Annotated in this window: 4 protein-coding genes and 1 pseudogene; 2 read left to right on the top strand and 3 right to left on the bottom strand. The window is 72.6% G+C overall.

What is annotated here, in order from left to right; translation table 11 throughout:
• Window positions 1-33: 33 nt before the first annotated feature.
• The gene (locus tag AC07EG_RS32265; protein ID WP_478257015.1) at window positions 34-13,368 is read left to right on the top strand and encodes a type I polyketide synthase; all 13,335 of its coding nucleotides are present in this window, start codon (window positions 34-36) and stop codon (window positions 13,366-13,368) included.
• 19 nt (window positions 13,369-13,387) lie between these two features.
• A pseudogene (locus AC07EG_RS32260) lies at window positions 13,388-18,613 on the top strand (SDR family NAD(P)-dependent oxidoreductase); the annotation flags it as partial.
• Between the two features lie 121 nt (window positions 18,614-18,734).
• Here the strand turns inward: AC07EG_RS32260 and AC07EG_RS32255 are convergent.
• Genes AC07EG_RS32255 through AC07EG_RS32245 form a run of 3 tightly spaced genes read right to left on the bottom strand, consistent with a single transcriptional unit; the run spans window position 18,735 to window position 22,176 of the window.
• Window positions 18,735-19,928, bottom strand: coding sequence for a cytochrome P450 (locus tag AC07EG_RS32255; protein ID WP_478257014.1), 1,194 nt, complete (start codon window positions 19,926-19,928; stop codon window positions 18,735-18,737).
• An 11-nt stretch (window positions 19,929-19,939) separates the two neighbouring features.
• Window positions 19,940-21,115, bottom strand: a complete 1,176-nt coding sequence (locus AC07EG_RS32250) for a cytochrome P450 (RefSeq protein WP_478257013.1) — start codon at window positions 21,113-21,115, stop codon at window positions 19,940-19,942.
• Window positions 21,116-21,117: 2 nt separating this feature from the next.
• A complete protein-coding gene (locus AC07EG_RS32245; protein WP_478257012.1) occupies window positions 21,118-22,176 on the bottom strand; it encodes a DegT/DnrJ/EryC1/StrS family aminotransferase in 1,059 nt (352 codons plus the stop codon).

Raw genomic sequence — 22,176 nt, 5'->3', positions numbered from 1 at the left:
ATCCCGGTGGTCACCAGCGGTGATGTGACTGCGGTGGACTACTGGGTGCGGCACGTGCGTGACACCGTCCGGTTCGCCGACCACGTGGCCACGCTGGTCGCCGAACGCGTCGGGGTGTTCCTGGAACTCGGCCCGGACGGGGTGCTGTCCGCGATGGTCGCCGAGTCCGCCCCGGACGCGGTGGTGGTCCCGGTGCTGCGCAAGGACCGCCCCGAGGCGCCCACCGCGCTGACCGCGCTGGCGAAGCTGCACGTCCACGGCGTGCCGGTGGACTGGCGGCCGTGTTACCCGGGTGGGCGCCGGATCGATCTGCCCACCTACGCCTTCCAGCACGAGAGGTGCTGGCCGTCGATGGCCACCGGCGCGCGGGCCGGGGACGTCTCCGGGCTCGGCCTGTTCTCCACCAAGCACCCGCTGCTGACCGCCGCGATGGCGGTCGCCGGGTCCGACGAGATCGTGCTGACCGGCAGGCTGGCGCTGAGCACGCACCCGTGGCTGGCCGACCACCGGATCGGCGGCCGGGTGGTGTTCCCCGGCACCGGCTTCCTCGACCTGGTCATCCGGGCGGGCGACCTGGTCGGCTGCGACCGCGTCGAAGGGCTGGCGCTGGTGGTGCCGCTGGCCTTCGACGACCGCAGCGGCGTGGCCGTGCAGGTGCGCGTCGGGGAGCCCGACGACCACGGCCGCCGCGAGGTCGGGGTGTACGCGCAGCCCGCCGACGGCACGAGCCGCGAATGGACCCACCACGCGGGCGGCACGCTGAGCAGCAGCCGGTCCGCGGCGGAGCGCATCGACGAGTGGCCGCCCGCCGAAGCCGAGCCGGTCGGCCTGGAGGGCCACTACGAGCGGCTCGCCGAGGAGGGTGGCCTCAGCTACGGCCCGGTGTTCCAGGGGCTCAAGGCGGTCTGGCGCGCGGACTCCGACATCTACGCCGAAGTCGAGCTGCCGGAGCAGGTCGAGGACGCCGCCGCGTTCGGGCTGCACCCGGCGCTGCTGGACGCCGCCCTGCACGCGATCGTGTTCCTCGACGAGGAGAGCCGCGGCCTGCCGTTCGCCTGGCACGGTGCTTCGCTGCACGCGGTCGGCGCGTCGGTGCTGCGGGTCCGGCTCTCCCGCACGGGCAGCGATTCGATGTCCGTGACCGCGGTCGACGTCGAAGGCGCGCCGGTGCTTTCGGTGGAGTCCCTGTCGCTGCGGGCCTCCTCGGTCGACGAGGCGCCGAAGCCGCAGGGGGTCGCCGACTCGCTGTTCGTGGTCGACTGGTCCGCGGCCGAACTCGCCGCCGACCGGCCCGCCGCGAAGTGGGCGCTGCTGGGGGAGAACCTGTTCGGCCTGACGCCGACCGCCAAGGCCGACGAAGCCGACGCGGTCCTGGTGCAGTTCGCCGGTTCCGCGGGCATCGAGGCCGTCCACGAGTTGACCGCCCGCGCCCAGGAAATCCTCCGCGACGCGCTCGCGGACGAGTCCGGCAAACCGCTGGTGCTGGTCACCCGTGGGGCCACCGCGGTCGGTGGCGAAGCCGTGCGGGACCTGGCCGCCGCGGCGGTCTGGGGCCTGGTGCGCTCGGCGCAGGCGGAGAACCCCGGCCGGTTCCTGCTCGCCGACCTCGACGGCACCGCCGAATCCACCGCCGTGCTGGACAACCTCACCGAACTGCTGGAACTCGGCGAAACCCAGGTCGCCCTGCGGGCGGGCACGGCCCACCTCGGCCGCTTGGCCCGGCTTTCGGCCAGTCCGGCGCTGGTGCCGCCGGAGGCCACGCCGTGGCGGCTGGCCACCGCGCACCAGGGCAGCCTGGACGAGCTGTTCCTCGCGCCCTGCCCGGACCTGCTGGAGCCGTTGACCGGACGCCAGGTGCGGGTGGCGATCCGCGCGGCCGGGCTGAACTTCCGCGACGTGCTCAACGCGCTGGGCATGTACCCCGGTGAGGCGGGCGTGCTCGGCGCCGAAGCCGCCGGCGTGGTGGTCCAGACCGGACCGGAGGTGGCCGGCCTGCGGCCCGGTGACCGGGTGATGGGCATGCTGTTCGGCGGTTTCGGGCCGGAGGGCGTGGTCGACGAGCGCTTCCTGACCAGGCTGCCGGACGACTGGTCGTTCGAGACCGGGGCGTCGTACCCGCTGGTGTTCCTCACCGCCTGGTACGCCCTGCACGACCTCGCCTCGGTGCGGCCGGGCGAGAAGGTGCTGGTGCACGCCGGTGCCGGTGGTGTCGGCATGGCCGCCATCCAGCTCGCCAAGCACCTCGGCGCCGAGGTCTACGCGACCGCCAGCGAGGGCAAGTGGGACACCCTGCGCGCGTTCGGCCTCGACGACGACCACATCGCCTCGTCACGGGACGCCGGCTTCGAAGCGAAGTTCCCGCGGGTGGACGTGGTGCTCAACGCGCTGACCGGTGAACTGGTCGACGCGTCGCTGCGGTTGCTCGGCGAGGGCGGCCGCTTCCTGGAGATGGGCAAGACCGACCTGCGTGACCCGGCGAGCCTGCCCGGCATCGCCTACCAGGCGTTCGACCTCGGCTGGGTGGAGCTGGACCGCATCCAGCAGATGCACGACGAACTGAAGGCGTTGTTCGCCGGCGGCGCGATCGAGCCGCTGCCGATCCGCACCTGGGACGTGCGCCGCGCCAAGGACGCCTTCCGGTTCATGAGCCGCGCCCAGCACATCGGCAAGATCGTGCTGACCGTGCCCGGCCAGTGGGCGCCCGAAGGCACCGTGCTGATCACCGGCGGCACCGGCGGGCTCGGCGCCGAACTGGCCCGCCACCTGGTCGGCACCCGCGGGGTGCGGCACCTGCTGCTGACCAGCCGCCGCGGCCCGGACGCCCCGGGTGCGGTGGAACTGCAGGCCGAACTGATCGCCCACGGCGCCGACGTCGAGGTGGTGGCCTGCGACGCGGGTGACCGCGAATCGGTCGCCGCGCTGCTCGCGGGCATTCCGGCCGAGCACCCGCTGACCGCGGTGGTGCACACGGCCGGGGTGCTCGACGACGGGGTGGTCGGCTCGCTGACCCCGGACCGGATCAGCGGGGTGCTGCGGCCCAAGGTGGACGCCGCCTGGCACCTGCACGAACTGACCCGCGACCTCGACCTGGCCGACTTCGTGCTCTACTCCTCGATCTCCGGGGTGCTGGGGGCGCCCGGGCAGGGCAACTACGCGGCGGCCAACAGCTGGCTCGACGCGCTGGCCACCCAGCGCCGGGCCGCCGGGCTGCCCGCCTCCTCGCTGGCCTGGGGTGCCTGGGCGGGCGCCGGGATGGCCAGTGGCATGGACGCCGCCGCACTGGAGCGGATGGCCCGCGCCGGGACCCCGGCGTTGTCCGTGGAACTCGGCCTGGCCCTGTTCGACGCGGCGATCACGGTGGACGAGCCGCTGGTGGTGCCCGCCAGCGTCAGCACCGGTTCGACCGCCGCGCCGATGGCGGTGCCGCCGATGCTGCGGGGCCTGCTGACCACCGGGCGGCGCAAGGCCGCCACCGGCGGGCGTGGCAGCGGCGCGTTGCGGAAGCTGGAGACCCTGAACCGCGAGGACCGGGGGAAGGCGCTCGTCGACCTGGTGCGCACCGAGGCCGCGGCCGTGCTTGGCCACGACTCGACCGGCGCGGTCGACACCGAACGCGACTTCCGCCAGCTGGGCTTCGACTCGCTGACCGCGGTCGAACTGCGCAACCGCCTCGGGCAGGCCACCGGGCTGAGCCTGCCCGCGACGCTGGTCTTCGACTACCCGACGCCGCAGGTGCTCGCGGACTTCCTCAATGCCGAGGTGTTCGGTGCGGACGAGCCGGTGGACGACGCGCCGGTGCTCGCCGAGGTCGACGACGAGCCGATCGTGATCGTCGGCCTGAGCTGCCGGTTCCCCGGTGGGATCGACTCGCCGGAGGACCTGTGGGAGCTGCTGGTCGACGGCCGCGACGCGATCAGCGGTTTCCCCGGTGACCGCGGCTGGGACCTGGAGTGGCTGTCCGGCGGTGGCCCCGGCAGCAGCGTCACCGGCCAGGGCGGCTTCCTGCCGGGCGTGGCCGGGTTCGACCCCGGTTTCTTCGGCATCTCACCCCGGGAAGCGGTCGCGATGGACCCGCAGCAGCGGTTGCTGCTGGAGACCTCGTGGGAGGCGATCGAGCGCGCGGGCATCGACCCGGTTTCGCTGCGCGGCAGCCGGACCGGCGTGTACGTCGGCACCAGCGGCCAGGACTACTCGCAGCTGGTCATGGGTGCGCAGGAAAGCATGGAGGGCCACGCCGGAACGGGTACCTCGGCCAGCGTCATCTCCGGCCGCCTGTCCTACACCTTCGGGCTGGAGGGCCCGGCGGTCACCGTGGACACGGCGTGCTCGTCTTCGCTGGTGGCCCTGCACTTCGCCGCGCAGGCGCTGCGGTCGGGGGAGTGCTCGCTGGCGCTCGCCGGCGGCGTGACGGTGATGGCCACCCCGGGCATGTTCATGGAGTTCTCCCGGCAGGGCGGACTCGCGCCGGACGGCCGGTGCAAGGCCTTCTCCGACGCCGCGGACGGCACGGGCTGGTCCGAGGGCGTCGGGGTGCTGGTGGTGGAACGGCTTTCCGACGCACGGCGGAACGGGCACCAGATCCTGGCGGTGGTGCGCGGGAGCGCGATCAACCAGGACGGCGCGTCGAACGGTTTGACCGCGCCGAACGGGCCGTCGCAGCAGCGGGTGATCCGGCAGGCGCTGGCTTCGGCTGGTCTGTCCACTTCGGACGTGGATGCGGTGGAGGCGCACGGGACCGGGACCGCGCTGGGTGACCCGATCGAGGCACAGGCGCTGCTGGCCACCTACGGCCGCGACCGCGAGGAGCCGCTGTGGCTGGGTTCGGTGAAGTCGAACCTCGGGCACACCCAGGCGGCGGCGGGGGTCGCGGGTGTGATCAAGATGGTCATGGCCCTGCGGCACGGGGTGCTGCCGCGCACCCTGCACGTGGAGCAGCCTTCGTCGCACGTGGACTGGAACACCGGCAAGGTGTCCCTGCTGACCGCGCCGCGGGAGTGGCCGGAGGCAGACCGGCCGTACCGCGCCGGGATCTCGTCGTTCGGCATCAGCGGCACGAACGCGCACATCATCCTGGAGCAGGCCCCGGCGGCCGAGGTGGACGAGGTGGCCAGGCCGGAGCCGGTGTTCACCCCGGCCGTGGTGCCGTGGCCGGTCTCGGCGAAGACCGAAGCCGCGCTGGACGCCCAGCTCGAACGCGTGCGGGCGCTGGACGCTTCCCCGGCCGACATCGGGTACTCGCTGGTGACCGCGCGTTCGCTGTTCGAGCACCGGGCGGTGCTGGTCGACGGCACCGAGGTGGCGCGAGGCCAGGCGGCTGCGCGTCCGCTGACCCTGTTGTTCTCCGGTCAGGGCAGCCAGCGGATCGGCATGGGGCGGGGGTTGTACGCCCGCTTTCCGGTGTTCGCGGCGGCGTTGGACGAGGTGTTCGCCCACCTGGACGTCCGTGGGGTGATGTGGGGTGAGGATCAGGAGGCGTTGAACCAGACGGGGAATGCGCAGCCTGCGTTGTTCGCGTTGGAAGTGGCGTTGTTCCGGTTGGTGGAGTCGTGGGGTGTCAAGCCGGACGCATTGGCGGGCCATTCGATTGGTGAGGTGGCGGCGGCTCATGTGGCCGGGGTGCTCAGCTTGGCAGACGCGTGCACGCTGATCGAAGCTCGCGCCCGGTTGATGCAGGCGTTGCCGGTCGGTGGGGCGATGGTGGCGATCAAGGCCGCTGAAGCCGATATCCCGGTGCGTGAAGGGGTGTCGATCGCGGCGGTCAACGGGCCGTCGAGTGTGGTCATCGCCGGTGAGGAAGCTGCGGTGTTGGAGATTGCTGCGGGTTTCGAGAAGACCACGCGGCTGAAGGTGTCCCACGCGTTCCACTCGCCGTTGATGGACCCGATGCTGGACGATTTCCGGGCTGCCATCGAAGGTCTCGATTTCCACGAGCCGCGCATTCCGATGCCCGGTGATGTCACGAACGTGGAGTACTGGGTGAACCACGTCCGCGACACCGTGCGCTTCGCCGATCACCTCAAGGCCGAGAACGCGTACTTCGAGATCGGCCCGGACAGCACGCTGTCCGCGATGGCCGCCGAGGTGGCCGAGGTCGCGGTCCCGGCGTTGCGCAAGGACCGCGACGAGGAGCGGGCACTGGTCACCGCGCTCGCCCGCCTGCACGTCCACGGCGTCAAGGTGGACTGGGCGAAGTTCTTCGACGGCACCGGCGCCCAGCAGGTCGACCTGCCCACCTACGCCTTCCAGCACGAGCACTTCTGGGTCGAGGGCGGCGGGTTCGGCAGCCGGTTCGGCGCCGGGCAGGACCCGGTGGACCAGGCGTTCTGGGCCGCGGTCGAGCGCGAGGACACCGCGACCCTCGCCGAAACGCTGGAACTGGACGACCACACGGTCTCCGCCGTGGTGCCCGCGCTCTCGGCGTGGCGCACCCGCAGGCACGCTCAGTCCACTGTGGATTCCTGGTTGTTCCGCGAGGAGTGGCCGCAGCTCACGCTGCCCGAGACCGGCGCCGCGGGCAGCTGGCTGGTCGCCGTACCCGCCGGTGCCGAGGAAACCTGGGCCGGTGCGCTGATCGGTTCACTGGGTGCCGGCGTCACCCGCGTCGAGATCAACGACCGCGCCTCGCTGGCCGGGCAGCTGGCCGGGATCACCGTCGACCGGGTGCTCTCGCTGGCCGGGGTCGGCGACACCGCGACCCTGTTCCAGGCGCTCGGTGACGCCGGGGTGCTCGCGCCGGTCTGGGCGGTCACCCGCGGTGCGGTGTCGATCGGCCGCACCGACCCGGTGCTGAACGCGGACCAGGCGGGCGTCTGGGGTCTCGGCCGGGTCGCCGCGCTGGAGCAGCCGCAGCGCTGGGGTGGTCTGGTCGACCTGCCGGAACGGCTGGACGACCGGGTGCTGCGCCGCCTGCCCGCGGTGTTCGCCGGAACCGAGGACCAGGTCGCCGTCCGCCCGCACGGGGTGTTCGGCAGGCGGCTGGTGCCCGCCTCCGGTGACCGCGCGGTCTGGGCGCCCAACGGCACCGCGCTGATCACCGGTGGCACCGGTGCGCTGGGTGCCCGCGTCGCCCGCGACCTGGCGCGCCGCGGCATCGACCGGCTGGTGCTGGTCAGCCGCCGCGGTCCGGCCGCCCCGGGGGCCACCGAACTGCGCGACGAGCTGACCGCGCTCGGAGCCGAAGTCACCATCACCGCCTGCGACGTGGCCGACCGGGACGCGGTGGCCGCCCTGCTCGACGGCATCCCGGACCTGACCGCCGTGGTGCACACGGCCGGGGTGCTCGACGACGGTGTCCTGGAAAGCCTGACGCCCGAACGGTTCGAGACGGTGTTCGCGGCGAAGGTGGCCTCCGCCAGGGTGCTCGACGAGCTGACCCGCGACCGCGAGCTGGCCGCGTTCGTGTTGTTCTCCTCGGTGGCCGGTGCGATCGGCAACCCCGGCCAGGGCAACTACGCCGCGGCCAACGCGGTGCTCGACGCGCTCGCCCAGCAGCGCCGCGACCGCGGCCTGCCCGCCAGCTCGATCGCCTGGGGTGCCTGGGCCGGTGGTGGCATGGCCGAGCAGGTGCGGGCCGGTTCCGCCACGCTCGACCCCGAGCTGGCGATCACCGCGCTGTGGCAGCTCGCCGCCGGGGGTCCGGCCACCGCGGTGGTCGCCGAACTGCGTCAGCCGCAGCTGCTGCACGGGCTGCTGAGCCTGCGCCCGAGCCCGCTGCTGTCCGAACTGCCCGAAGCCCGGCGGGTGCTGGACGAGGTGGAGGACGAACGCCGCGAAGCCGCCTCCGCCGCTTCCGAGCTGCAGCGCAGCCTGCGTGGGCTCAGCGGAGAGCAGCGGGTCGAACCGGTGCTGGACCTGGTGCGCACCCGCGCCGCCGAGGTGCTGGGGCACTCCGGCAAGGAAGCGGTCAGCGTGGACAAGGCGTTCCGCGACCTCGGGTTCGACTCGCTGACCGCGGTCGAGCTGCGCAACCAGCTCTCCGCGCTGACCGGGCTCACCCTGCCCGCCAGCCTGGTCTTCGACTACCCGACCCCGCAGGTGCTCGCCGAGTACCTGCTCGGTGAACTGCTCGGGGAGAACTCGCTGCTGGACGAGCCACTGGCGCCGTCCGGCGTGGTGGACGAGCCGGTGGTCATCGTCGGCCTGAGCTGCCGCTTCCCCGGCGGGGTGGACTCGCCGGAGGACCTGTGGCAGCTGCTGGTCGAAGGCGGTGACGCGATCAGCGAGTTCCCCGCCGACCGCGGCTGGGAGGCCGACTGGCTCACCGGTGACGGGCCGTCGAGCGGGGTCACCGGCCGCGGTGGCTTCCTGCCCGGCGTGGCCGGGTTCGACGCCGCGTTCTTCGGCATCTCACCCCGGGAAGCCGTCGCGATGGACCCGCAGCAGCGGTTGCTGCTGGAGAGCACCTGGGAGGCGATCGAGCGCGCGGGCATCGACCCGGCCTCGTTGCGCGGCAGCCGGACCGGCGTGTACGTCGGCACCAACGGCCAGGACTACCAGCACCTGGTGATGCGCTCGCCGGACGACATGGAGGGCCACGCCGGAACCGGCACCTCGGCCAGCGTCATCTCCGGCCGCCTGTCCTACACCTTCGGCTTCGAAGGCCCGGCGGTCACCGTGGACACCGCGTGCTCGTCCTCCCTGGTGGCCCTGCACTTCGCGGCGCAAGCGCTGCGGAGCGGCGAGTGTTCGCTGGCGCTGGCGAGCGGGGTCACGGTGATGACCACACCGTCCAGCTTCGGCGGCTTCGACCGGCAGGGCGGGCTCGCGCCGGACGGCCGCTCGAAGGCGTTCGCCGACGGCGCGGACGGCACGGGCTGGTCCGAGGGCGTCGGGGTGCTGGTGGTCGAACGGCTCTCGGACGCACGGCGGAACGGGCACCAGATCCTGGCGGTGGTGCGCGGGAGCGCGATCAACCAGGACGGCGCGTCGAACGGCTTGACGGCACCGAACGGGCCGTCGCAGCAGCGGGTGATCCGGCAGGCACTGGCTTCCGCCGGGCTCCAGCCGTCCGAAGTGGACGCGGTGGAGGCCCACGGGACCGGGACCGCGCTGGGTGACCCGATCGAGGCGCAGGCGCTGCTGGCGACCTACGGCCGCAACCGCGACGAACCGCTGTGGCTCGGCTCGGTGAAGTCGAACCTCGGGCACACGCAGGCCGCCGCCGGGGTGGCCGGGGTGATCAAGATGGTGCTGGCCATGCAGCACGGGGTGCTGCCGCGCACCATGCACGTCACCCGGCCGTCGTCCCACGTGGACTGGACCGCCGGGGCGGTGTCGCTGCTGACCGCACCCCGCGAATGGCCCGAGGTGAACCGGCCGTACCGCGCCGGGGTGTCGTCGTTCGGCATCAGCGGCACGAACGCCCACGTGATCCTGGAGCAGGCGCCGCCGCAGGCGCCGGTGGCCGAGCAGGCACGGGTGTCGCCGTCGGTGGTGCCGCTGCCGGTGTCGGCCCGCACCGCCTCCGCCCTGGACGCCCAGCTCGACCGCATCCGCGCGGTCGACGGCCGTCCGCTGGACACCGGGTACTCGCTGGTGACCGGCCGGGCGAACCTGGACCACCGCGCGGTGCTGTTGTCCGCCGAGGACGGGATGACCGAGGTGGCTCGTGGTTCGGCCACCGGGCGTTCGCTCGGTGTGCTGTTCTCCGGCCAGGGTTCGCAGCGGATCGGCATGGGCCGCGAGCTGCACGCCCGGTTCGAGGTCTTCGCCGACGCGCTCGACGCGGTGCTCGCGCAGCTCGACCCGCGGGTGCGCGACGTGATGTGGGGCGAGGACCAGGGGGCGCTGGACCAGACCGGGTTCGCGCAGCCCGCGTTGTTCGCCGTCGAGGTGGCGTTGTTCCGGCTCGTCGAGTCGTGGGGCCTCAAGCCGGACCACCTGGCCGGGCATTCGATCGGCGAGGTCGCCGCGGCCCACGTGGCCGGGGTGTTCTCGCTGGAGGACGCGTGCAGGCTGGTCAGCGCCCGCGCTTCGCTGATGCAGGCGCTGCCGCCCGGTGGCGTCATGATCGCCATCCAGGCGGCCGAGGACGAGCTCACCCTGCCCGAGGGCGTCTCGATCGCGGCGGTCAACGGGCCGCGCTCGCTGGTGCTCGCCGGGGACGAGGCCGCCACCGAGGCCGTGGCCGCCGGCTTCGCCAAGTCTAGGCGTTTGCCGGTCAGCCATGCGTTCCACTCACCCTTGATGAACCCGATGCTGGACGACTTCCGTGCCGTGGTGGCGGGGCTGACCCTCGCCGAGCCGCGGCTGAAGGTGGTGGCCGCCGGGGACGTCACCGATCCGGAGTACTGGGTGCGGCACGTGCGGGAGACCGTGCGGTTCGCCGACGGCATCAGGGCGATGACCGAGGCCGGTGTCTCGGCGTTCCTGGAACTCGGCCCGGACGGGGTGCTCACCGCGATGGCGGCCGAGTCGGCACCGGACGCCCTGCTGGTGCCGGTTTGCCGCAGGGACCGCGACGAGGAGGCTGCCGCGTTGACCGCGCTGGCCAGGCTGCACGTCAACGGCGTCGGCGTGGACTGGCGGCCGGTCTTCGCCGGTACCGGTGCCCGCCGCGTCGACCTGCCCGCCTACCCCTTCCAGCACGAGGACTTCTGGCCGGCCACCGCCGGGGCCCGCCGCGGCGACGTCGGCGACATCGGCCTGGTCGCCGCCGAGCACCCGCTGCTCGGCGCGGCGATGCCGGTGGCCGGTTCGGCCGGGCTGGTGTTCACCAGCCGGCTCGCGCCCGCCGCCCTGCCGTGGATCTCCGAGCACGTGGCCGCCGGGGTGGCCACCTTCCCCGAGACCGGGTTCGCCGAGATCGCCATCCGCGCCGCCGACCAGGTCGGCTGCGACCGGGTGGAGGAGCTGACCGTGACCACCCCGCTGGTGCTGGGGGAATCCGACGCGGTCGCGTTGCAGGTCTGGGTCCGGGCCGCCGACGAGAACGGGCGCCGGGAGGTCGAGATCCACTCGCGGCCCAGCACTTCGCTGGACAGCTGGACCACGCACGCCACCGGGGTGCTCGGCACCGGCGAGCGGATCGCGGAGTTCCCCGCCGAATGGCCGCCCGCCGGTGCCGAGGCCGTGGACCTCGACGACTGGTACGCTGGCTCGGAGTTCGGCCCCGCCTTCCGCGGCCTGCGGGCGGCCTGGCTTTCCGGCGACGAGGTGTACGCCGAGGTCGAACTGCCGGAGGACACCGCCGACGCGACCTACTTCGGGCTGCACCCGGCGCTGCTGGCCACCGCGGTGCAGGCGGTCGACCTGGCCGAGGTGGACGGCCTGGACGCCGGCCTCTCGCCCGCGGCCTGGACGGGGTTGTCGCTGCACGCCTCCGGTGCCACGGTGCTGCGGGTGCGGCTCAAGCGGACCGGCCGCGATTCGGTTTCGCTCGCCGCCGCCGACGGTGACGGCGCGCCGGTGCTCTCGGTGGAGTCGCTGGTCATGCGGCCGCTGACCGCCGTCCGCGAGACCGCCCAGCCGGACGGCCTGCTGACCGTCGACTGGGTGCCGGTGCCCGCCGAACTGGCGCCGGTGCCGGAAGGCAGCCGCTGGGCCGTGGTCGGTGCCGACGAACTCGGGGTCGGTGCCGCGGTGAAGTCCGCCGGATTCGACGTCTCGGGGGCGGCGGAGTCGCTTGTGGACACCGTTCTGGACAGCGCCGCCGAGACGGACGGCGTGCCGGACCTGGTGCTCGTCCCGGTTTCCGGGGGTGCCGACGGTGACGTGCCGCAGCTCGTCCGCGAAACCACCGGCCGGGTGCTCGGCGTCATCCAGGAGTACCTGGCGGACAGCCGGTTCGCCCGCTCCCGCGTGCTGTTCGTGACCCGCGGTGGTGGCGACCTGACGGCCGCGCCGAGCTGGGGCCTGGTGCGGTCCGCCCAGTCCGAGAACCCCGGCAGCTTCCTGCTGGTCGACGTGGACGGCGAGGACCACTCGCTGGACCTGCTGCCGATGCTGCCCGCGCTGCTCGCCTCCGGGGAGTCGCAGGTGGTCGTCCGCGACGGCACCCCGCGCGTGGCCCGGCTGGCCCGCGCGGCCGACGGCACCCCGGCCCCGGCGTGGGACCCGGACGGCACCGTGCTGGTCACCGGTGGCACCGGCGGGCTGGGCGCGGAACTGGCCAGGCACCTGGTCGGCAGCCGCGGGGTGAAGCGCCTGGTGCTCACCTCACGGCGTGGCCCGGACGCCCCCGGTGCACTGGAACTGCGGGCCGAACTGACCGCGCGCGGCGCCGAAGTCGACGTGGTGGCCTGCGACGTGGCCGACCGCGCCTCGGTGGACGGACTGCTCGCCGGGATCGGTGACCTGACCGCCGTGGTCCACACCGCCGGTGTGCTCGACGACGGGGTGGTCGGCTCGCTCACCCCGGAGCGCCTGGACACGGTGATGCGGCCCAAGGTCGACGGTGCCTGGCACCTGCACGAGGCCACCCGGGACCGCGACCTGGCCGCGTTCGTCCTGTACTCCTCGGTTTCCGGGGTGCTGGGCAGCGCCGGTCAGGGCAACTACGCCGCGGCGAACGTCTTCCTGGACGCCCTCGCCCGCCACCGCCGTGCCCTCGGCCTGCCCGCCACCTCGCTGGCGTGGGGCCCGTGGACCCAGGACGGCGGCATGACCAGCGGCCTGGACGCCGGTGCGGTGGAACGCATGGAGCGCTCGGTCACCCCGCCGCTGTCACTGGCGCAGGGCCTGGCCCTGTTCGACGCGGCCACCGCCCGCGACGACGCGGTGCTGGTGCCGCTGCGGGTGCGGACCGGGAACGCCCGGTCCGACGCGCCGATCGCGCCGATCCTGCGTGGCCTGGTGCGCACCGGCCGCCGGACCGCCGGTGGCCGCGCCGGTGGTGGGGCCGCGCTGACCCGGCGATTGAGCGGGATGCGGGAGAACGAGCGCATCCGGTTCGTGGTGGACCTGGTGCGCACGCACGCGGCGGTGGTGCTCGGCCACGCCTCCGCCGACGCGATCGAGCCGGACCGCGAGTTCCGCCAGCTCGGCTTCGACTCGCTGACCGCGGTGGAGCTGCGCAACAGCCTCGCCGCGGCGACCGGCGCGGTGCTGCCTGCCACGCTGGTCTTCGACTACCCGACGCCCACCGCGCTCGCCGGGTTCCTGGTCGCCGAACTGCTCGGCACCGCACCGGACGAGGGCCCGTCGCTGCTCGCGGAACTGGACCGGCTGGAGCAGGCGCTCTCGGCCAGCGACGCGGGCGAACTGGCCAGGGCGGGTGTGGCCGCCCGGCTGCGGCACCTGCTCGCGCAGGTCGGCGGTGGCCAGGCCGAACAGGCGGCTCCGGTGGCGGAGCGCCTCCACGCGGCGAGCACCGACGAGGTGCTGGCCTTCATCGACAACGAACTAGGCCGCGGCTCGGCTGACCGCTGACAGGAGAGGTTTTCCGACGATGCCCGACGAAGAGAAGCTCGTTGAATACCTGAAATGGGTCACCGCCGATCTGCACGAGACCCGGCGGCGCCTGGAGGAGGCGGAGGCGGGCAGGCACGAGCCGATCGCGGTGATCGGCATGGCGTGCCGCTTCCCCGGCGGGGTGTCCTCCCCGGAACAGCTGTGGACGCTGCTGGCCGAGGGCACCGACGCGATCGGCGGCTTCCCGGCCGACCGCGGCTGGGACCTCAGCGTGCTCGCCGGGGACGGCCAGGGGCAGAGCGCCACGCTCCAGGGCGGGTTCCTCTACGACGCCGCCGAGTTCGACCCCGGCTTCTTCGGCATCTCGCCGCGGGAGGCGCTGGCGATGGACCCCCAGCAGCGGTTGCTGCTGGAGGTGTCGTGGGAGGCGATCGAGCGCGCCGGCATCGACCCGGTTTCGCTGCGGGGCAGCCGGACCGGTGTGTTCGCCGGCACGAACGGCCAGGACTACGGGCACGTGCTGATCGCGTCGCAGGAGGACGTCGAGGGCCACGCCGGTATGGGCACCTCGGCCAGTGTGCTCTCCGGCCGGTTGTCCTACACCTTCGGGCTGGAGGGCCCGGCGGTCACCGTGGACACCGCGTGCTCCTCCTCGCTGGTGGCGATGCACCTGGCCGGGCACGCGCTGCGCAGCGGGGAATGCTCGCTGGCGCTGGCCGGTGGGGTGACGGTGATGACCACCTCGTCGAACTTCGCCGGGTTCACCCGCCAGGGCGGGCTGGCGCCGGACGGGCGGTGCAAGGCGTTCTCCGACACCGCCGACGGCACGGGCTGGTCCGAGGGCATCGGCGTGCTGCTGCTGGAGAAGCTGTCCGACGCGCAGCGCAACGGGCACCCGGTGCTGGCGGTCGTGCGGGGTTCGGCGGTCAACCAGGACGGTGCGTCCAACGGCCTGTCCGCGCCGAACGGCCCGTCGCAGCGTGCGGTGATCCGGGCGGCGCTGGCCTCCGCCGGGCTTTCCCCGGCCGACGTGGACGCGGTGGAGGCACACGGCACCGGGACGACCCTCGGTGATCCGATCGAGGCGCAGGCGTTGCTGGCGACCTACGGACAACGCAGCCAGGACCGGCCGTTGCTGCTGGGGGCGGTCAAGTCGAACCTCGGGCACACGCAGGCCGCCGCCGGTGTCGCCGGGGTGATCAAGATGGTCATGGCGCTGCGGCACGGTGAGCTGCCGCGGACCCTGCACGTCACCGAACCCTCGTCCCACGTGGACTGGTCGGCCGGTGAAATCGAGCTGCTCCAGGAGAACACGCCGTGGCCGCGGGTCGACCGGCCCCGGCGCGCCGGGGTTTCGTCGTTCGGGGTCAGCGGCACCAACGCCCACGTGATCCTGGAGCAGGCACCCCCGGTCGAGGTGACCGGGGAACCGGCGAGCGTGCGCACCGAGCTGGTGCCCCTGCTGGTTTCCGGCAGGTCCGAGGCCGCGCTGGACGCCCAGATCGCGCGGATCCGGGAACTGTCCGGGCTTTCCGCGGTCGACGTCGGTTACTCGCTGGCCACCACGCGGTCGCAGTTCGAGCACCGGGCCGTGCTGGTCGGCTCCGGCGAACTCGCCCGTGGCACGGCTTCGCGCCGGTCGCTGGCCGTGTTGTTCACCGGCCAGGGCTCGCAGCGGATCGACATGGGGCGTGAGCTGTACGGCCGGTACCCGGTGTTCGCGTCGGCGTTGGACGAGGTGTTCACGCACCTCGACGTGCGTGACGTGATGTGGGGTTCGGACCCCGGTGCGCTGAACCAGACCGGGAACGCGCAGCCCGCGTTGTTCGCCGTCGAGGTGGCGCTGTACCGGCTGGTCGAGTCGTGGGGGATCTCGCCGGACCACCTGGCCGGGCACTCCATCGGTGAGATCGCCGCCGCGCACGTGGCCGGGGTGCTCTCGCTGGAGGACGCGTGCAAGCTCGTCGAAGCGCGGGGCCGGCTGATGCAGGCCCTCCCGGGAGTTGACTCGGCGTCGCGCAGCGACTCCGTTGAGGGTGGTGGTGGGCGACGGGCGGGCGGGGCGATGGTGGCGATCAAGGCCACCGAAGAAGAAGTGACGCCGCTGCTCGGTGACACCGTGTCGCTCGCCGCGGTGAACGGGCCGTCTTCGGTGGTCGTCTCCGGTGAAGAGGACGCCGTGGCCGCCATCGCGTCGAAGTTCGAGGGCGAGGGCCGCAAGACGAGCCGCCTGCCGGTCTCGCACGCCTTCCACTCACCGCTGATGGACCCGATGCTGTCCGAGTTCCGCGCGGTGGTTTCCGGGCTTTCGTTCAGCGAACCCGAAATTCCGGTGGTCACCAGCGGCGACGTGACCTCACCGGAGTACTGGGTGCGGCACGTCCGCGACGCCGTGCGCTTCGCGGACGCGGTGCGCGAGCTGGTCGGCCACGGCGTCGGCGCGTTCCTCGAACTCGGCCCGGACGGGGTGCTTTCCGCGCTCGCGCAGGAAAGCCTGGAGGACGTGCCGCGTCAGGTGACCGTGGTCCCGTTGCTGCGCAAGGACCGTTCCGAGGAGAAGTCGGTGCTGACCGCGCTGGCCCGGCTGCACGTGAGCGGCGTGCGGCTGGACTGGCCCGCCTACTTCACCGGCATGGGCGCGAAGCGGGTCGACCTGCCCACCTACGCCTTCCAGCACCAGCGCTTCTGGCCGACCGGCGGGGCGCGCCCGGAGAGCGGCCCGGCGAAGCTGCCGAGCGGCCGCCCGGAGCTGTTCCACCTGGACTGGATCCCGGCGTCGCCGTCGGTCTCGGCCGGTGGAGCCCGGTGGGCGGTCATCGGCGCCGACGAGTTCGACATGGCGCACAAGATGTACGGCGCCGGGGAAACCATCACGGCCTACGGCGAGACGCTGGCCGACACCCTGACCGACGGCGGCCTCGCCCCGGACGTGTTCCTGGTGTCGGTGGCCGGTGGTGCAGGCCCCGCTTCGGTGCACGAGCTGACCGGCCGGGTGCTGGACCTGATCAAGGAGAGCCTGGAGGACCAGCGGTTCGCCAACTCGAAGCTGGTGTTCATCACCTGCGGGGCGGTGGCGCTGCCGGGGGAGGAGCTGACCGACGCCGGTGCCGCGGCGGCCTGCGGGCTGGTGCGCTCGGCGCAGTCGGAGAACCCCGGGCGCTTCCTGCTGGTGGACCTCGACGACACCGAGACCTCCCCCGCCGTGCTGCCGTCGCTGCTGTCCTGGGACGAGCCGCGGGTGGTGTTGCGCAAGGGCGGTGTGCGGGTGGCGCGCTTGGCGCGGCTGGCCGAGGAGGAGCTGCCGCGGCGCGAGCTGGACCCCGAGGGCACCGTGCTGCTGACCGGCGGCACCGGTGGCCTCGGCAAGGTGCTCGCGCGGTACCTGGTCGCCGAACGCGGCGTCCGGCACCTGCTGCTGGCCTCGCGGAGCGGTTCGCGGTCGCCGGGTGCGGCCGAGTTGCAGACCTCGCTTTCGGAGCTGGGGGCTTCGGTGACGGTGGCCGCCTGCGACGTCGCCGATGCGGCCGCGCTGGCAGAACTGCTGGCGTCGATTCCCGCCGAGCACCCGCTGACCGCGGTGATCCACGCCGCCGGTGTGCTCGACGACGGGCTGGTCGGCTCGCTGACCCGGGAGCGGCTGGACGCGGTGCTGCGGCCGAAGGTCGATGCCGCGTGGAACCTGCACCAGGCGACCCTGGCGCTGGACCTGCCGGTGTTCGCGCTGTACTCGTCGGTTTCGTCGGTGACCGGTGCGGTCGGGCAGGGCAACTACGCCGCCGCCAACGCGTTCGTCGACGCACTGGCCGAACACCGCCGCGGGCTCGGCCTGGCGGCGACCTCGCTGGCGTGGGGGCCGTGGGCGCAGGAGAGCGGGATGACCAGCGGGCTCAGCCAGGCCGCGATGGAGCGCATCACGCGTTCCGGGATGCCGCCGCTGACGCCCGGCCAGGGCATGGCGTTGTTCGAGGCGGCGCTGTCGCGCCCGGACGCCGTGGTGGTGCCGATGCACTTCAACGAGGAGGGCCAGCGTTCGCAGGGCGGCGCGGCACCGCTGTTCCGCGGCCTGCTCGGCGATCCGGTGCCCGCCGCGGCGGAGAAGGCTTCGGTCACCGTGCTCGACCGCCTGCGCGGGATGGACCCGGCCGGGCAGCAGGACGCGCTGCAGGAGCTGGTCGTGCAGACCTCGGCCGTGCTGCTGGGGCACAGCGACGCCGGTGAGGTCGATCCGGAACGGGACTTCCTCGAGCTGGGCTTCGACTCGCTGATCGCGGTGGAGCTGCGGAACCAGCTCTCGGAACTGCTGGGGGTGAAGCTGCCGAGTTCGGTGGTGTTCGACAACAAGACGCCGTCGAAGCTGGCGGAGTGGCTGCTGGGCGAGCTGCCCGCGGAACCGGCTTCGACGGCGGTGTCCGGTGGGGCGCAGCAGCTGGTCGACCCGGACGACACCGTGCAGGGCCTGTTCATGAAGGCGGTGAACGAGGGCAAGGCGGTGGAAGGGCTGCGGATGCTGAAGTACGTGGCGCAGCTGCGGCCGACCTTCGACACCCCGGCCGAGCTGGAGGAGCTGCCCGCCGCGGTGACCCTGGCCGACGGGCCGTCGACCCCGCGGCTGATCTGCATCAGCGCGCCGGGGGCCAGCGCCGGGGTGCACATGTACGCGCGGATCGCCGCGCACCTGCGGGGCAAGCGGCACGTCTCGGCCCTGCCGCTGGTCGGCTTCGCGCCGGGCGAGAGCCTGCCCGCGACCACGGAAGCGGCGGCTCGGGTGGTCGCGGAGAGCGTGCTGGAAGCCAGCGACGGCGAGCCGTTCGTGCTGGTGGGGCACTCGACCGGGGGCACGCTGGCCTACTTCGCGGCGGCGGTGCTGGAGCAGACGTGGGGGATCAGCCCGGAGGCGGTGATCCTGCTGGACACGCTGAGCCTGCGCTACGACTCGAACGAAGGCATCAACTTCGACGCGGTGTCGAACAACTACTTCAACACCATGGACTCGCCGGCGGTGAAGATGAACAGCGCCCGCCTGTCGGCCATGGCGCACTGGTTCATGAAGATGACCGACATCGGGCTGCACCCGGAAGCGCCCACGCTGCTGATCCGGTGCGCCGTCGAAGTGGACGGCACGGAACTGGAAACGGCCATGACGGAGGTCCCCATCCCGACCACCGAAGTCCGCATGATCGAAGCCGACCACATGGCCATGGTCAAGGAGCACTCGGGGCTGACCGCCGGCGTCATCGAAGACTGGCTGACCACGCTCAAGTGACCCCCGCCGCTCACGGCCGCGCCCCTCGCGGCCGTGAGCGGCGGCGTGCCCGGGGGCCGCGGAACTCAGGCCGTGAAAAAACCCCGTCGACGTGCAGGCACGTCGACGGGGTGAAAACGGGCTACCAGGTGACGGGGAGACCGCCCAAACCGTCGGCCAGGCCGCTGCCGCGCATTTGCAGGTCTTCGACCGGCACCGCCAGGCGCAGGTCCGGCAGCCGGGTGAACAGGGCCGAGAAGGCGACCTGCAGCTGCACCCGCGCCAGTGGTGCGCCGATGCAGTGCCAGATGCCGTGGGCGAAGGTCAGGTGGGCGTTCGGCGAGCGCGTCACGTCGAACCGCGAAGGGTCGTCGAAGGCCCGGGTGTCGAAGTTCGCCAGGGTGAAGTCGATCAGCACCAGGTCGCCGGCGCGGATGGTGACCCCGCCGATTTCGATGTCTTCGGCGGCGTACCGCGGCAACGCCGAGCCGCCCGCCTTCGCCGCGCGCAGGATCTCCTCGACCGCGTGCGTCAGCCCGCCCGAGGAGGCGAGCGCCGCGTCGCGCTGGTCCGGGTGGGCCGACAGCAGCGCGACCCCGAGGTCGATGTGCGACGCCACGCTCTCCAGCCCGGCGAACAGCAGGTTCGCCGCGATCGGCCCGACCTGCTCGTCGGTGGCGCCGTTCTGCACCATGCGGGAAATGACGTCCTCACCGGGTTCCACGCGCTTGCGCGCCCCGAGTTCGGCGGCGTACGCGAAGATCGCGCCCATACCGCCCTCGGCGCCGTTCCGGTCGTCGACGCCGCCCATCTGCTGCAGCGGTTCCAGGATCCGGTCCCGCTCGTCCAGCGGCACCCCGATCAGCTCGCACAGCACCAGCAACGCGAAGGGGAAGGAGAACCCGCCGTGCAGATCGGCGGGCCGCGGGGACTCCGCGAACGAATCCAAAGTAGACGCTGCGATCGCTTCCACCCGCGGCTTCAGGTTCAGCACGCGGCGCGCGGTGAAGTTCGGCGCCAGCCACGACCGCGCCTGCTTGTGCGCGTCCCGCGCGGCCTCGTGGTCCGGGATGATCAGCATGTCCAGCAACGGGTTGTCGACATAGCGCGGTGCCGACTCCGGGTCCAGGTGCGACCGCCCGATCCGCTCGTCCATCAGCAGCTGCTTGACCTCGGCGTAGCGCGTGACCAGCCAGGCCTCGTCGCCGGCGGGCGTGCGCACGCGGCAGACCGGCGCCCGCTGCTGCAACTCGCGCAGCAGCGTGCTCGGCCGCATGCGCAGCAGGCCCTCCGATTCGGCCGCCAGCGACGGCAGCTCGTCTTGCGAAGTGGTCATCCCCAGTTCTCCTACCAGCAAACAGGCAACGCGTGCAGCCCGAACAGCACACCGTCGTATTTGTAGGGCAGACCTTCGGGGGCCTCGGCCACCTTGAGCGTCGGCACGCGCTCGAACAGCTTGCGGTAGGCCACATCCATCTCGACGCGCACCAGGTTCTGGCCGAGGCACTGGTGCACGCCGTAGCCGAAGGCCACGTGGTGCTGCGCCGAACGCCCGGGGTCGAACTCGCGGGGCCGCTCGAACATCGATTCGTCGTGGTTGGCCCCGGCCACCAGCGGCACGATGCCCTCCCCGGCCCTGATCAGCTGGCCGCCGATCTCCACGTCCTCCACGGCCACGCGCAACGCCACCACGTCGGCCACCGAGTAGTAGCGCAGCAGTTCCTCCACCACGCGCTCGTCCCCGATCCACTGCGGGTTGTCGATCAGCGTCATCGCGCCGAGCGCGATGTTGTTCGCCGTGGTCTCGTGCCCGGCGATCAGCAGCAGCATGGCCACCCCGGAGATCTCGGCGGGGTCCAGGGTGCCCGCCGAGACCAGCCTGCTGATCAGGTCGTCGCCGGGCCGCTTCCCGCGCAGCGAGATCAGCCGGTTGAGGTACCGCAGGATCTGCTGGCTGGCGTCGTCGCGCTCCTCGTCGGTGGAGCTGAGGGTGACCAGCACCTGGGTCTTGGACTCGAAGAAGTCCCGGTCCACCTTGGGCACCCCGAGCAGCGAGGAGATCACCAGCGACGGCACCGGCAAGGCGAAGTCCGCCACCAGGTCCGCCGAATTCCCCTTGGCCAGCATGCGGTCCAGCACCCCGTCGACGATCGCCTCCACCGCCTCGCGCATCTCCTTGATGCGGCGCACGGTGAACTCGGGGATCAGCGCCTTGCGGAACCGGGTGTGCTCGGGCGGGTCCAGCGAGACGAACCAGCCGGGCACCTCGTGGGCCGACGGCGCGCCGCCGGTGCGGCCGGGCCGGGGGAAACCCTCCTTCGACGGGTTCGAGCTGATCCTCGGCTCGGTCAGCACCTTGCGCACGTCCTCGTGCCGGGTGACCAGCCAGACCTGGCCGCCGGTCGGCAGCGACGCCCGCACCAGCCCGTCCACCTTCCGGAACTGCTCGTACTCGGCGGGCGGGAACGGCTGCCCCGGCCGCTTCAGCATGAACGGGACCAGCGGCTGTTCGGCACTCGGCATGATCACTCTTCCCCGTAGAACCCGCGGATCTTCCCGATGATGAAGTCCTGGTCCGACTCGGTCAGTTGGGTGTAGGTCGGCAGGTACAGGCCGGTTTCGGCGAACCGGTTCGCGTTCAGCTCCGCCCAGCCGTCGGCCAGGTAGCCCGGCTGGCGGCTCATCGGCTTGAAGAAGTACCGCGTTTCGATGCCTTCGGCGGCCAGGTGGGCCATCAGCTCGTCGCGCCGGTCGGCCAGCAGGTCGTACATCCAGAGCACGTCGCGCGGCGGCATCAGGGTGATGCCGCCGATGCCCTCCAGGCCGGCGGTGTAGTGCTTGTCGATCGCCGCCCGCCGCTGGAGGATCTCGTCGAGCCGCTCCACCTGCGCCAGCGCGACGGCGGCCTGGAGATTGGTCATGCGGAAGTTGTAGGCGAGCTTCTTGTGCAGGAAGTTGTGGTCCGCGGTGAAGGCCATGCCCCGCAGGTGCGCCAGCTGGTCGGCCAGCCAGTGGTCGTCGGTCAGGCAGATCCCGCCCTCACCGGCGGTGATGATCTTGTTCGCGAACAGCGAGTAGCAGGCGATGTCACCGGCCGGTTTCACGCCGTGCGCCTCGGCGGCGTCTTCGACCACCCGCAGGCCGTACTCGAAGGCGATGGCCATGATCGCGTCCATGTCGCAGCGCCTGCCGTAGACGTGCACCGGCATGATCGCCTTGGTGCGCGGCGTGATCTTGGCTTCGAGCAGCGCCGGATCGAGGTTCAGGTCGTCACCGCAGTCGACGAACACCGGGGTGGCCCCGAGGTAGGTCACCGCCCACGCGCTGGCGATCATGGTGAACTCCGGCACCAGGACCTCGTCGCCGGGGCCGATGCCGAGCGCCCGCAACGCCAGCGTCAGCGCCGTGGTGCCCGAGGAGCAGGCCACCCCGCGCGCGACCCCGTTGTAGGCGGCGAAAGCCTCCTCGAACTGCCGGACGTACGGGCCCTGCGAGGAGATCCAGTTCCCGGTGACGGCCTTGGTGACGTATTCCAGTTCGCGCCCCTCCAGCCACGGCTGGGACACCGGATACCGGTAGCTCAT

It is taken from the genome of Amycolatopsis sp. NPDC045836, assembly GCF_056431745.1.
Note: the sequence above shows the minus strand (reverse complement) of the source record. Positions and strands in the feature narration are given on the sequence as shown.

Coding starts and splice junctions, on each gene's coding strand:
- AC07EG_RS32255 (WP_478257014.1), bottom strand. CDS start 19,928: ATGACCACTTCGCAAGACGAGCTGCCGTCGCTGGCGGCCGAATCGGAG.
- AC07EG_RS32250 (WP_478257013.1), bottom strand. CDS start 21,115: ATGCCGAGTGCCGAACAGCCGCTGGTCCCGTTCATGCTGAAGCGGCCG.
- AC07EG_RS32245 (WP_478257012.1), bottom strand. CDS start 22,176: ATGAGCTACCGGTATCCGGTGTCCCAGCCGTGGCTGGAGGGGCGCGAA.